A 13,793-nucleotide genomic window follows, 5' to 3' on the forward strand; every position below is an offset into this window, starting at 1 on the left:
ATTACAAATCAGCCTCTATCAGTTCTTTGATGTCCACATCAAGCAGCTTGGCTATCTCTACCAACTGCGACACAGAGGGTTGTACCTTATTGGTACTCCAGCGCGATACCGTCATATCAGTAACGCCTAATTGTTCGGCCAGCCATCGGTTGGTGATTTGCTTTTCGGCCAGCACCACTCTGAGCCTGTTGGGGTGAAATATATCTTTTGTCATAGCCGTATTTATCATTATGTGTTCAAAGATAAACATTATTAGTGATACTATCAAATAAAAATATAGAAATGTGGTGTTGTCAGTCTAAATACTACCGAAAACAGCTAAATGTTGCGTTCGGTAGTCTATGTATGATGTTATCTTCTAAATCTTGGTCCTGTCCTTACTTCTTCTTGCTGCTTCAGCTTCTGTTCTTGCCTTTCCTTGTACCAATCAAAGTTATCAGCCACATTCTTGATTTCCGTCTTTCCCTTCTCATGCTCAAATAGGTTGAGGAAGGGGCGAGTGAAAGTGATAAGTATGTTGGCACCACTGCGGCGATCGTGCGATTCGGTGGTGAGAAAATTGTTGACGGCGAAAGCCTGAGGGAAGGTGAAGAACTGTGCCTTTGTGTCATGGGCAAACTGGATGACAGCTTTGATGGCGTTCTGACAAATGGCCGTGCATTGGCCGAGGAAATCGGCAAGGCTCGCTTTCATCGTTTCGATGATTTGGTCACGCTGTTGAATTCCCTGTCTGAGAGTTTCTTCCCGATTCTTCGACTTGGCAAGCAACCCCTTGTAAATGCGTTCTTGCTTATTGCATTCTTCCAGCCAAAAGTCTGCTCGTTTTTGTTCCTTGGCAATCTCTTCTTTATAGGTGATGGTCAATCTCTCCACCTGTTGGGCTACCACTTGCGGGATTACTGCCACCTGCTTCTTCATTTCTATATTTTCAGCTTCAAGCTGTGCAAACTTGCCCTTACCTGCAAGATTAGCCAGACCCGACAGGATGGCATTGCCATTCTCACGATTAGCCTTCTGTTGCTTTTGTTCAATCTCCCTATCAAGAGCTTTACTCTGCTGAGCCTTGACCTCATTCCCCTTTTCCATTTCAGTTTTCTTTGTCTTGGCTTCCTCCAGCTCACGTTTCTGCTTGGCTACAATGTAGTCATTGCGTTCCAGGTGCTGCGTCCCTGTAAGCATCTTCGACTCGCCACGCTCCATGCCCAGTACCTCGGCCACCATGTCCTGCATTTCGCTGATGTCATCACTGTTGAGCTTGTAGGACTTACCTGTATCATGATTCATCCAGTCCCAGATGATATGGGCATGATAGTTGGACTTCCATGAGTTAGCATCATTGGGAACAGCGAAGTGTCCTTCGTCATTATGAATGTGTATCTGCAAGGCGGTGATACCGAACCTTGACTGGCACAGGGAAGCAAAGTGCTGTAGATCCTCCATTGTGGTGTCCTGCTTACAGACAATCACACCCTCACGCAAAGGAGTGCAACCAGCAATCTTGGTAATCTTCCCAGTCTTCTTGTTGACCTTTTCACGTTCCTTGGTCTGCATCGCCCTGCCAGTTTTCTCCTTCACCATCTTGCCGATGTTGTCATAATACTGCTGGAGAGATAAACCTTGTTGCTGCTCGGCTATCCACGACTGATTACAGGAAGTCAGGTCTTCCCTGATGTAAAGTTTGTCAGCATTGATATGCGCAAGGTACTCCTTTGTTCTCTTATTGTGAGCTTCACTCTGCCCGATATTACAGGACTTGATATGTATTGAAGTCTTAGCCATAATTAAAATCATTAATTCATTCGATAATACAATAATATTATAATCTCTTATTATTCTCATAAAGGTTCTTAGGGATAAGCCCTAAGCGGAGAATTCAAAGAGAGGGTCACGCTTTGGTCAGGGGTCTTGGGGGCAGATGCCCATGAGTGGAGGGTGCAGGGAGAGAGTCACTCCCGCCGGTTCCTTAAGGCAGCGCCTTGAGCCCACAACTACGAAAGGCTTTAGCCGTGTAGTTATAGTGGGCTATAACAAGGGCACAGCCCTGTTCGTCCACCCCACCCTTCAGCGACTAAGGGCTTCCACGGCACTTGATTTTATCAATGAGGTATTCGTTGATGTCACGCTGGGTAAAACCACCGTCCACCTTGAACCTTGCACCGAAGTGCTCGTTCCAATAATTATAGCCCAAGCCGTCAGGGAAAAGTATTACACGCTTGCCCGATAGCCTATTCATCATTTTGTCGGTAAGCAGATAGTCCACTCCCACAGCAAGCCAGTCCACTGATGGTTCGGCAAGCAAACCGAGCAAAGCGGTTTTCTCTTCCATGACTACCGCAATGGGCTTACCTGATAACAGATGCTCACCGAAAAATACCTCACGATTGATAAAATAGTCGAAGCAATACCACTGATAGAGGTGGCTTGTAATAGGCTCCAATTTAAGAATGACACCTGTATTGCTGTCGAAATACATCACGTTGCCACCGACTATTCTTCCTGCTTGGTCGATGCGTGGAAGCACCGTACCGAGGTGATTGTTGATAGACTTTTTCACTGCTCCCAGATGAAATCTGGAGATAAGCACATCAATCTCCCTCAGCATATTTGCATCGTAACCCACTACCTTGTCGAGATAGTCAGTGAGGGAAGAATGTCGCAACCCTATATCCGACTTGGATATTTCTATCAACATTCTTCTATGTTCGGGTAGTTTCGTTATCATTACACGTTCTAATTCTGTCTGTTCCATAATTAATCTTATTTAGTTTTATGCAGATTATTCAATTATGCATATTGCATAAAGAGAATAAAATGAATAATTCAGCTCCTTCATCTCGATTTTTCACACTCGTTTGTTGTCTCCATATTTAGTTTTATGCAGATTATTCAGTTATGCATACTGCATAAAGTGAATAAAATGAATAATTCAGCTTTTTAGGAGCCTTGAAACCTTACTTTGGGAGACGCCACATTCAACAGCGATGTCCTGCTGCCGCATACCTCCAGCTGCCAGTTCCTCCACCCTGCGCTTCAGTTCCTCACGCTCGTTGGTTGTTTCGGTAATGAGGTGAGAAGATTCAGAGTCATATCCCCTAAAGGTGAAGCACAGATTACCTTCTGTATTCTTGCCACGTTCATAGAGAGCAACATTTTCAGAATCAAGTACCAACTCTCCGTTGCGCCATTTGCACTGCTTGACATAAACAAGGGATTTATCCTTAGATGATTGGGATAGTCCCACAGCATCATCTACCAGCTGATTGAGTTTGGCAGATCCTTGGATGGCAGAAAGTGAGAGAGGTACGGAACCAGAATACATCTTAGGCACATGGTTCAGGATAACCAGTGTCCAGTTGTACTTCTTCTTTAGTGCATTGAGCGAAGCCATGAGAGAACCCGCATCAGTACCCTTGTCGAGCGACTGACTCAGAGCAGTGATATTGTCGATGAATACCACTTCGGCTAAGTTTGCCACAGCAGCCAGTTCTATACCCTTCAACACATCATCTATGGGATTGTCCTTATCCATCTCGGCACGGAAGAAGATTGGAGGGAAGTTGGCAGACTCATAGCGCAGGCACAACTGGCGCAGTGTCATCTCAAAGTCGGCATACAGAACTCGCTTACCTTGGACTGCAATTTCCCTTGCCACCTGCATGGCAAAGATGGTCTTTCCGATTCCCGACTGTCCGAAGATAATACAGAGATCACCTTCAAGGACTATGTTGGGATAGAGGACAACGATAGGGGGAAGTGATTTAGCTTTCATAAGACATTCATTCATTGATGCGACATGGAAGCCACCTGCATCAACAGCACTTTTATTCTGGAGTTGCTGAAATGAAGAAAGGATATAATCCTCATTAGGTGGCTTAGGGATTGTCTTTATAAGTTCGTCCATATTACTCCACCTTATATATTAGTATTGCTCATGGATGAGCCTTGTGTAATGAGCGCATCCACCTCCTCCTTAGAATAGAGGTTGCGACGTCCAATCTTATGAACATGGATTTCCCCACGCTTTTCCATTCGCCAGAGTGTAGTATAAGTAATGTGTAGACGTGCGCAAAGCTCGTCACGGGTTAAATACTCGGCATCGTCCTTCGACTTCTGTTCTGCCAGAAGGTTCTTGCCAACCATAGTCTCTAATACTTCTGCAATGGCCTCCTTGAGGTCGTCCTTTTGCAGCATGATAAAATTTCCTTTCATGTTATGTAATTTAAAAGTGATGCTGCAAATGTCGTAAGTGGAAAAGTGACTACAAGTGGCACCTAAAGAATTTTAAGTTTATTGGTGATTATTGATGATAAGTCATTGTTAATCAAATTGTTGCAATCAAAAATATTTTAGAGGCTTTCTGTCTGTTAATCAAAGGTGGGGATAAGTGGGCGTATTTGAGAATTACATGGTATCGTATAAAATGCACAAATGGCGTATTTCCGAAGTGGAGATACGCCATTTGTATATAGATGAATATTGAAAATGACTATGGACGACTATATTTATTAAAGATTTTATCGATTAAGTCCAAAGTTTCTCTATATTTTACAGAATAGCTGTCACCAGCATTATGCTTTTTCTTGACATCATCCACCGTACATCCACATACTTCTACTATATCTACAAGCCAAGAATCACAAAAATCCTCCAGTAGCATGTGGTAGAAGTTATACAGAAGTTTTTGCATCTGTGTTTTCTTACGATAACATATTTTCAACGTTTTCGTGCGATCCTTGCGTGTGAGAATATTTTCAAATTCTTCTACAGAACTTAAATCTTCAAAGATTTCTCCATTGAACCTATCATAAAGTTCATTTATCAAGCCCTTAGAGAATTCATAAAGCTTTTTCTCATTGTTCACATCTGAAGGTAGAGTGTTATTGTCACCCGTTGACAGTTCACCCTGTTTATCCTCGATTTTGCCGTTACTAGCTTCCCTTTCTGCAACATAGAACAATGTTCCCTCACGTCGCCCAAAGTTAATCGTATATTTACGGAACATGTCAATGTCCCATTCGCCACGCTCCAAATCGTCTGACGAGTTCAATTTTATACTCCACTGTGCGAAGTCGGTGTGTTCAAAAGGATGGTCAAGGTCATATCTTCGACAGTAATTGTAGGCAGACGTAAAACCATTCACATACCATCGACTAACTTGTGAGCTTTGCAGGCCAGCTTCTTTATTTCCAGTGGATGCTGAAAACTTATCAAAGATGCGCTGTAACAGAGCCGGTGCATTTTTGGTAATCATGGCTTGTCTTGGTGTCTTATCCCATGTGGCAACATAGAGGGAATATCCATCAACAGTCTTGGAACTGAACTCTTGATAATCATCCTTAAACCACGGAAGGATCTTCTCCTGAAAGAAATCGTATAATGTCATTTTATTGCTTTATAGGTTCGGTTCTTATTACTTCCACAAGCCTCGATTTTCCCTTGCTCCACCAATGTACTTAGATAAAGACGTGATCGCGAAGCTTTCAATCCAAATGCTTGCATAATATCAGAAGTCTTCACTTCCGAATGTTTCACAATAAATTCCAATATCATTTGCATTTTATCGTCAGATTTATCGCCTCTATTATTATTTATCGCCGTTTTATCGCCGTTTTTTTGATTTATCGCCGTTTTATCGCCATTTACTGCATTTTTATCGCCGTTTACAGTATCATTCTTCTTTGATTTCTCAAATAGAACCTCTGATAGAGCCTTGCAATGTAATTTTAGAATAGTACGATCAGGATTGTGGGTATCTTCCCATGTAGGTTGCTCACCATATGCCGACTGCCAGCCATCAATGATAGTAGGTATGCCGCTACCAGCACGCTCGCCAAGGTCTATGAGGGCAAACATCTTGAAGAGGATGGCATTGCGAGGGTCAGACACACCGCCGCTCATCGCCTCCTTCACCCCGACACGGAAGTCGCCTGGGTTCTCAAAGGTGAAGCCATCAGGATATTTCTTGATAACAACTCCACGTCTGCCGTAATAATCGGCATTGACGAGCGTATTCAGCAGCGCTTCACGCACCGCCTTGTGCAGAGGAGTTTCATCCACACGGAAGATACCCTCCAACCTGAACGGACGGGGAAGGTTGAATGTGAGCTTGTTGGATACGGCAAAGAAGAAGTCGAACACGTTGCCGCTCCACTCTCCGTTGGAGGAAATAAGTCTATCCACCCAACGGATGCTCGGGTCTCGGTGGTCTTGATAGTCGAGGAAATACAGTGGGTACTCTTGGAGAATCTCATACTCATAACCAAACATTAACAGACCTGCGGCCGTAGGATAGAACTTGCCATCATCTGAACTATATCCCATGGCACCAATCTTGATTAGGAATTCCTCATCGTCCAGATTACTCCACACATGGTTGTGGTGAGAGATATTGAAGGTATTGCGATAACTGTGTACTGTGTCCATGCAGAACACGTTCATATCACGACCTTTGATTAGTTTTCTGTCTTGGGTAAGCTGATAGGCGTCACGGAACATGGCCGAAACCTCTTCGGGAGTACAATGATAGTCCCCTTCGTTATTACGGCGATAGGCACCAGAGCGAGGGTCTGTACCAACATAGACAGGACGCAGATAGCGTTCGGCACGCGGTACTTTGACCACAATGACTTTCTTGCCCTCATAGTCCTTTACTGTGACATCCTTGTCCGTCAAGATATTGATGTTTACCTTCTGTCGATTGTTTACCGTATTCCAGAAATCTTTGAGCATACGGTCGGGATCCTGTACACCCGTTATTTCAAACGCACCGTCTTTCTTTTCGTCAACACCAAGCAGGATGATGCCTCCATCCGTATTGGCGAACGATGAGTACGTTTCCCAAAGACTACCTGGCAAGCCACCTGATGCTTTCTTGGCTTCCAGTTGGTTGTTTTCCTTATAACTCGTTATGTCTTTAATGTCTATCATACAGGCTTGAATACTTATAATTGGCAAATTTACGAAAAAACTCAATTTTCCCACAAGTTGTGGGAAAATTTATCAGAATGATAAAAGCAGCGCCTTTCGCTCTTCTACGCTCATGCTCTTCAGAAGCTCCAATAGAGCTTGCTTATCCACAGACTGCGGTTGACCTTTCTCTTCTTTTTCGTGGAGCAAGTACCAGTTGTATTCCAGCATCTTTTCCAAAGGATAAGAGCCTATATAGTTTGACGTGATGTCGCTATTGCCACTGTGCCCCATACTGTCACTGATGTATTTATAGGGAACAATGCCAGAATTATTCAGGTTGGTGGCAAAGCTATGGCGAGCCCATGTTGAAGAAGGACGCTGAACCATATCCATTAGTTCTGCTATCTTAGCCATGTGCTCTCGTATATAGCGATTATATCTCTGAATCACCCAAACCTCTTTCTCAGGAGTGATAAATTCGCTCATAATAGGGAACACACGCTTGCCGAGCTCTGGTTTATTGCCATACTTGTCAAGTATCTTCTGCAATTCTGGAGTAATGGGGAATATGACCTCACTGGCACTCTCATTTCTATCTCTCGTCTTGTGACGGAGGAAGCGTAGTTGTTTGCCATGCGTTGCAAAGTACCAGCCATCATAAGTCAAACGTAATGTGTCGGCTAAATTCTGCCCATCACCGAGATACATGAAAAGGAATAGTCCTAAGTCTCGAAAGATAGCATGTTTCTCTTTGGGGAAGAACAACTCTTTCCCATCAGCATCTACAGCTATCTCAGCTTCCCAAAAGTCATATAGCCTACGCATGGTCGCCACATCAAGAAATTCATGCTTACGACTTTGGCATTTATTGTAACCTGTGTCTTTGAACATTTCCTTTGTATTGCCATTGATCAGTCCTCGCTCTATGGCGATATTGACAATCGTACGAAACGTACGCAAGTCGATGGCTATAGTCGTGGCACTCAACCCACCTTTCTTCATTATTCTCACCCAACGCTGAATAAAGTTCCTGTCTATATCAGCCAAAGAAACATCTTTGCCCATATCCTTGATAAAGCGGCTTTTCACATCCCCACTACAACGGGCGGAGCCAGCTTTTCCTTCATCCTTTTTGTTTTGCAGATACTCGTCCCAGATAGAGTAGATGGTGCAAGAATCATCCTTTCGTCCTTGGAATCTATCTTTCAAACGCCGCAACGAGAAGTTGCCTTCGGCTATCAGCTGGTTGGTCATCATTTCCACCCCATACAGTAGATCTTTCAGGTTTGTGCGTTCTGTTTGCTGCACACGCCTCCCTATTTTCTCATAATCGCATAGGTTCATCCAGTCGGTCATCGTGTACTTCGCCCCAAGTCTAAGAAAAACCTTTTGGCTGTCATAACTCACACGAACAGCTACAGGAAGTTCCTGGGTGTAATCTTCAGCAGCCTTACGAATATCGAGTGTTAAAGAGCCGAATACACAGCCGTTAGACGAAGTGAACTTTGCAAGGCACTTGTCGCCTCTTGAACCTACTTTTGAAGCCATTTTCTTGCTTTTGGTAACCTTAGTGACTGTTTCCATATCTGAAATCTCCTTTGTTTACTGGGGCATTAGCACTAAAAAGGGTGACCTTCAAGTGACCTTACAACGTGCAAACTACTGCAAATTTAAGGAATTTCGTGAAAAGCGCAAAACGTGTAAGTACTTTATTTACTGCATTTTAAGATTATTTGTTATTTCATGAAATATAGGTCAATTAGACTCATAATCTGGAGGTCCCTGGTTCAAGCCCAGGCTGGTCCACAGTCAAAAAAAGGAGTTACGAAGTTCGCAACTCCTTTTTATTTGTAATTCAATTTAAATCTTTATCTAAAATAATAAACAGCTTGCTATATGAGCCAAACACGCTAATTGGTACATGCTTATTTGATCACGCTCAATGCGCATCAACCATTATAGGGTGGGGGATGAACCGCGCTAACCGTTGTGTGCTGCTACCATGTCGTTCGTCAAAACAAACTTAATTGCCCTTTCTATTTCAGGTTAAAGTCTGCTGCTGACACCCATTGCCCTGCGAACGTAGTGCCAGTAAAGCTCGATTTGGTGGAAACACCGTAGCGAATGGAGCCTTTGGTACTGCGTATATTCTTGATCTCTATGCGGTTCCATCCATATCCCTTACCGTCATTCTCGGCTCTTTCATTTTTAAATGAAAGAGCCGTGAGAATGCTACCTTCTAATTTTGGTATTTAATAACTTGGCGGTGTAGTTGACTCTGTTAGCGACAATCCCATTAGTATTGTCAAGTGGCTTTTTTTTCTTTCATAATTACTTGTTTTTTATAAGGTTACAAAACCAGCTCACTTGGTCAACTTTTATCAGTGATTATTTTTGATTTTCATGTGGTTATAAAAACAAAGCTAAATGTATCATCATTCCTCACGAGTTTTAATAACTAACCTTCATTAAAGGCGCCCTATATCAGATTCTTACGAGCATATTAAGAAAGCCATATCAAACTCTGTTTTCGAGTGTTGATATGGCTCTTTCTATCTTTTAGGAGAGGGTTTGTTTCAATATTATAATTTCGTACTTATTGCAATGGAGCATTGGCGCTCCATCTTGACTCATTATTATAATATTATTAGTACGAAATTCTTATGAATTATATTCCTCTAATTTGTATCAAAAAAAATGAGCTTTTTGAACAAGTTGTTTGAGAACATTGTTGTAGAACTCCCAATATATATTTAATGCTGGTCATCATTATGACCTCAGTTTCTAATACTTAAATGTAGCAGTTAATGTTATCTTACGTCCATCAGCATGCGCATACTCTGCATCTCTTGCCATCAACATAGAAGCTGGCGTATAATAAGTATTATTAAGCAAGTTTGAGATACCTAAATTAAGTTCCCAATCCTTTAAACTTATTCCTGCTGAAAAGTTGAGTAAATTTATACTACTAACTTTTCCTTCTCCCTCGTTATATTTACCTTTATCTGTGGTGTTAAAGCGGTTACGGTCTCCTGTATGAACGTAATGTAGCTGCATATACATATTCTTAACGGGAGCATAATCAATATACATAGCAAACTTGGCTGCAGGGATAGATATGTTAGACATATAAGTATCCCATTTGTCTGAAGTAGACTTGAGCTTCCCCTCAAACCATGTGAAATTAACACCTGCTTTTAAGTTATTTAATATTTGCGCATCTGCATTCAATTCCATTCCATATACCTTTTGAGGTGTACGGTTGACTACCCAAAAACCAGCTTCATCAATTTTAAGATCGCTTCCCAACTTTGAATAAGTATAAAAAACAGATCCATTTAGCTGTAACCTATGATTGATATCAGAGTATACACCTAATTCAAAGTTATTTGTCTTTACTGGCTCAGTAATAATCTTGGATAAAACGTCTTCTTTAGCTGCACGCAGCGTCCGCCCTAAATCAAAAATAGAAAAACCTTGCGAAAAAGCAACGAAAGGTTGAAATATTGACAACTTATTGAAAGATATACCTGCATTAAATGAGAAATTATCATATTTTAGTTTACCTCCCTTAACATGTACTTCAGGACTGCTGAGTTTTGTACGCAATATATCGTAATCAGGTACGTTGACATCTATAACGTCATAACGTCCTCCTAATTTTACATTAAGACATTCCCAAAGAGTTGTCTTTGTTTGCAAGAATGGAGCATGATTACTACTCTGAAGATTAGGAACCCAATAACGTCCATCTACAAGTGGCTGAGAGGTTTTATCTAAAAGATAATCATATCCATAAGTAAGACGAGTGAAGAGATTGTCAGATATTGACAAGAATGTATTAAATTGAGAACGGAAACCAATCTTTTGATCTTTGATGGTAGCTTGTCCACTTTTTTCTTCCCAGCGTGGTTTTTTCGGGTTATGTTTTCTGAAATCAAATATTGTATATAAACTTGTACCATATATGGACGCTTCAAAATCTGTATTTGAAAATAATTTACGAGAGGAAAATTTTAGATACGCATTATGATTGTAAGGTGTACCTTCATCGACAGCCTGTGGGTCTTTTTCACCGAAGATACCTATAGCTGGACTCTTTAGATATTCTCCTTTTTTTTGAACAAGAGCAGTATGCTGCAAGCTCCGATAGAAATTATACATAAATTCTATTTTATTTTTGGCTGATAATGCGTAGCCTAATTTAATAAGAGCATTTGACGTATAAGTATCACCTAACCCATAGCGTGGAGAGATATATTCACCAGAACCATCAATACTACTACCTGTTTTTACAAGAGAACCACTAACAAGATAGTTTAACTTATCTATAGAACCATAAAGTTGTTGGTTAACACGATAGCCCATTCCTTGTGTTCCATGATAGAAATTATAAGTTGAACCTGAGAGAGAAGACTCACCTGCAATTTTTTTGTTCTTTGTATTCTTTTTTGTGATAATGTTTATCACACCACCGATAGCACCATTTCCGTATAATGCAGTCGAACCCTTTACTATTTCAATGTGATCAATAGCAGAGACATCTATAGAGCGTATATCTCGGTCTGTAGATCTTAATGGAGTGGATTGTGGAATCCCGTCTATTAATATGAGAGCACCCCTGCCTCGAAGAGTTTGTGAGCGTGAACTTGTTGTATTGCTTGCTAACGCCATGCTTGGAGTGAGTAAACCTAAAAGGTGAGATAAATCAGGTTCAGCTTTACTCATTGCTGCAATTTGCTTTTGATCTATAATTGTTACAGTTGCAGCAGCATTAGACTTTATTTCAGGGATACGTGTAGTGTTTATAACGACTTCCTTTAAAAGATACGTTGAATCTGTCTTAATATGCTCTTTGGCATTACCAAATGCATACGTCGTAATAAGCATACTAAGAATTAAGTAAAATTTTTTCTTCATGTGAAATAATATTTGTAAATACTATATTAAGCGATTCATTTTAATGTATTTGATGAATCACTAAATCATTTTGCAAAGGTATTAAATAAATAAAAGTATTACAATACCTAAAAATCATGAATTTTCATCAACTCTTAGTAAATAGTCAATATAAGCCACCCTTCACACTAACATCCACACTGTTGTTCGCAAAAACAAACTTAATTGCCCTTTCTATTTCAGGTTAAAGTCTGCTGCTGATACCCATTGCCCTGCGAACGTGGTGCCAGTGAAGCTCGATTTTGTGGAAACGCCGTAGCGAATGGAGCCTGTGGTACTGCGTATATTATTGATTTCTATGCGGTTCCATCCATATCCATTGCCGTCGTTAGCGTCAACGATATTCTGATAATAGGTCCTGTCCGGATCGGATGACAGCGAGTCTGCGATGCTCAACCTACGTTTGGCCTCTGCCCAGATATTCCCGCCTGTATTACCATTGGCTGGTATCTCCACTGTATATTTACGTCCGTCGGCAATAGCATATACATAAGCCCCCTTGCCATTGGTGCGAGCGGCCACGCTCAAGGTATATATGCCTGGAGTCACATCAGTTTTCTCACGCTCCACTTGATAGCTCAACCCCCATTCAGAGTATCCGCTCAGATAGCGCATACCCTGGTTGCCAGTATAATATTCTCCACTTGAAGTGTAGTGGTCCTCACGATTTGACGGAGCAACCAGCAGATACCATCCGCCCTGATTCAGGAAATCCCAATCGGTTTCGTTGATGAATACGCCATTGTGGGTGTTCTCCTTGATGTAGGCCTCGTGCCTTATATCATCCAGTTTCTCCTCGGCAATAGTCATTCTTGCGCCAATGGCGATACCACTGACGATGGCCACAATGAGGCTCACGGTCCATAGTCCCGCCCACATCAGTCGTTGTGGAGAGCCCATCGGCGTGAGTTTCTTAGTGTTGCTAAGTATTGCGTGGATGCCACAATAAAGGGGAATGAAAAGCACTCCTGCCATACCCGCAACACACACGATGCTCAATGACGGACTAACCGCATGTGAATAGAGCTTCGCAAACTCAATGTCGCCAAACAAATCGGGCATGGTCAGCAGCACGATGAGGGTGGCCAATGCAGCCACCAAAACCAGTCCGGCAACAATACAAGCAAGAATAAATACGCCTTTTATCAGCAGCAGGATAATCTTGAAAAAACCAGCTACGCATCCCGACGCTCCACTCTGGCGAGGTTGAGGGGTGTCGGCCTGAATGTGTTCTTCGGTCACTTCCTGCGCCAGGTTTTGTGGTGTCACATCCTTGCCTTTCATTTTCAGTCGGTCTTCGGGATTCTGTGCAACAGGTGTGATGATCGAAATCATGAAATAGATGATTACCAGCCAGAGCGGTGTCCATGTGAATGGCGTTACATGGAAGAACATGCCAGAAGACAATGATGTATTAAAAGTGATAAATACGAGCAACACGCAAGCCAGTCGCCACCACAAGGGGTCGCCACCAAAGTAGCGGGCACACCCAGCCAGCAGTCCGGTTATCTTCTTGTCGGTGGGGTCTCGGTAAAGACGTTTGCCCGATTTTCTCAATCGTTCGAAATACGCCACTACTTCTTCCTTCAGTCGGTTGCCCATATTCTTTTCCTCTGCCTGCTCCTCCTCTTGCACTGCCGCCTCCTCGTCTTGGGGTTCATCTTCGAACATTTCTTTGGGATCTCCGATTCGTGTGATGATGTTCTGCACGTGCTGGATGTTGATAGCCTCAACACCTTGTGCCTTCAGGTCGTCAAACAGTTCAGCGATGCGGGCCTCGATGTCGTCGGCAATCTCTTTTCCATCGGGCTTATGCGCAAAATAGCTGCGCAGCGTGTCGATATATTGTTGCAACAGTCCGTAGGCGTCTTCATCGATGGCGTAAAGCCTGCCTAACATATTGATGGTGATATTCTTTTTCATAA

At 42.3% G+C, this 13,793-nt stretch carries 10 protein-coding genes; all 10 read right to left on the reverse strand.

Annotated elements, in window-relative coordinates; all coding sequences use genetic code 11:
* Position 1: 1 nt before the first annotated feature.
* The 10 genes from HMPREF1254_RS06005 to HMPREF1254_RS06050 all read right to left on the reverse strand — a co-directional run bounded on the left by HMPREF1254_RS06005 (position 2) and on the right by HMPREF1254_RS06050 (position 13,791).
* A complete protein-coding gene (locus tag HMPREF1254_RS06005) occupies positions 2-214 on the reverse strand; it encodes a helix-turn-helix transcriptional regulator (protein WP_036871821.1) in 213 nt (70 codons plus the stop codon).
* A gap of 137 nt (positions 215-351) precedes the next feature.
* Complete coding sequence (locus HMPREF1254_RS06010; protein WP_036871822.1) at positions 352-1,779, reverse strand: recombinase; 1,428 nt, start codon at positions 1,777-1,779, stop codon at positions 352-354.
* A gap of 289 nt (positions 1,780-2,068) precedes the next feature.
* Positions 2,069-2,749, reverse strand: a complete 681-nt coding sequence (locus HMPREF1254_RS06015) for a DUF6371 domain-containing protein (protein WP_023057785.1) — start codon at positions 2,747-2,749, stop codon at positions 2,069-2,071.
* Between the two features lie 177 nt (positions 2,750-2,926).
* On the reverse strand, positions 2,927-3,901 hold the full coding sequence (locus tag HMPREF1254_RS06020) for an AAA family ATPase (protein ID WP_023057788.1): 975 nt from the start codon (positions 3,899-3,901) through the stop codon (positions 2,927-2,929).
* Positions 3,902-3,912: 11 nt separating this feature from the next.
* The gene (locus HMPREF1254_RS06025; protein WP_023057805.1) at positions 3,913-4,209 is read right to left on the reverse strand and encodes a helix-turn-helix domain-containing protein; all 297 of its coding nucleotides are present in this window, start codon (positions 4,207-4,209) and stop codon (positions 3,913-3,915) included.
* 277 nt (positions 4,210-4,486) lie between these two features.
* On the reverse strand, positions 4,487-5,383 hold the full coding sequence (locus HMPREF1254_RS06030; RefSeq protein ID WP_023057784.1) for a hypothetical protein: 897 nt from the start codon (positions 5,381-5,383) through the stop codon (positions 4,487-4,489).
* On the reverse strand, positions 5,380-6,927 hold the full coding sequence (locus tag HMPREF1254_RS06035) for an RNA-binding domain-containing protein (RefSeq protein ID WP_023057796.1): 1,548 nt from the start codon (positions 6,925-6,927) through the stop codon (positions 5,380-5,382). The genes HMPREF1254_RS06030 and HMPREF1254_RS06035 overlap by 4 nt, the downstream gene beginning before the upstream one ends.
* A 72-nt stretch (positions 6,928-6,999) precedes the next feature.
* On the reverse strand, positions 7,000-8,493 hold the full coding sequence (locus HMPREF1254_RS06040) for a tyrosine-type recombinase/integrase (RefSeq protein ID WP_036871825.1): 1,494 nt from the start codon (positions 8,491-8,493) through the stop codon (positions 7,000-7,002).
* A gap of 1,200 nt (positions 8,494-9,693) precedes the next feature.
* On the reverse strand, positions 9,694-11,829 hold the full coding sequence (locus HMPREF1254_RS06045; protein WP_023057790.1) for a TonB-dependent receptor: 2,136 nt from the start codon (positions 11,827-11,829) through the stop codon (positions 9,694-9,696).
* 213 nt (positions 11,830-12,042) lie between these two features.
* Positions 12,043-13,791, reverse strand: a complete 1,749-nt coding sequence (locus tag HMPREF1254_RS06050; RefSeq protein ID WP_023057795.1) for a PspC domain-containing protein — start codon at positions 13,789-13,791, stop codon at positions 12,043-12,045.
* Positions 13,792-13,793: the final 2 nt, after the last annotated feature.

The sequence above is a fragment of the Prevotella sp. BV3P1 genome (assembly GCF_000479005.1).
GTDB lineage: Bacteria > Bacteroidota > Bacteroidia > Bacteroidales > Bacteroidaceae > Prevotella.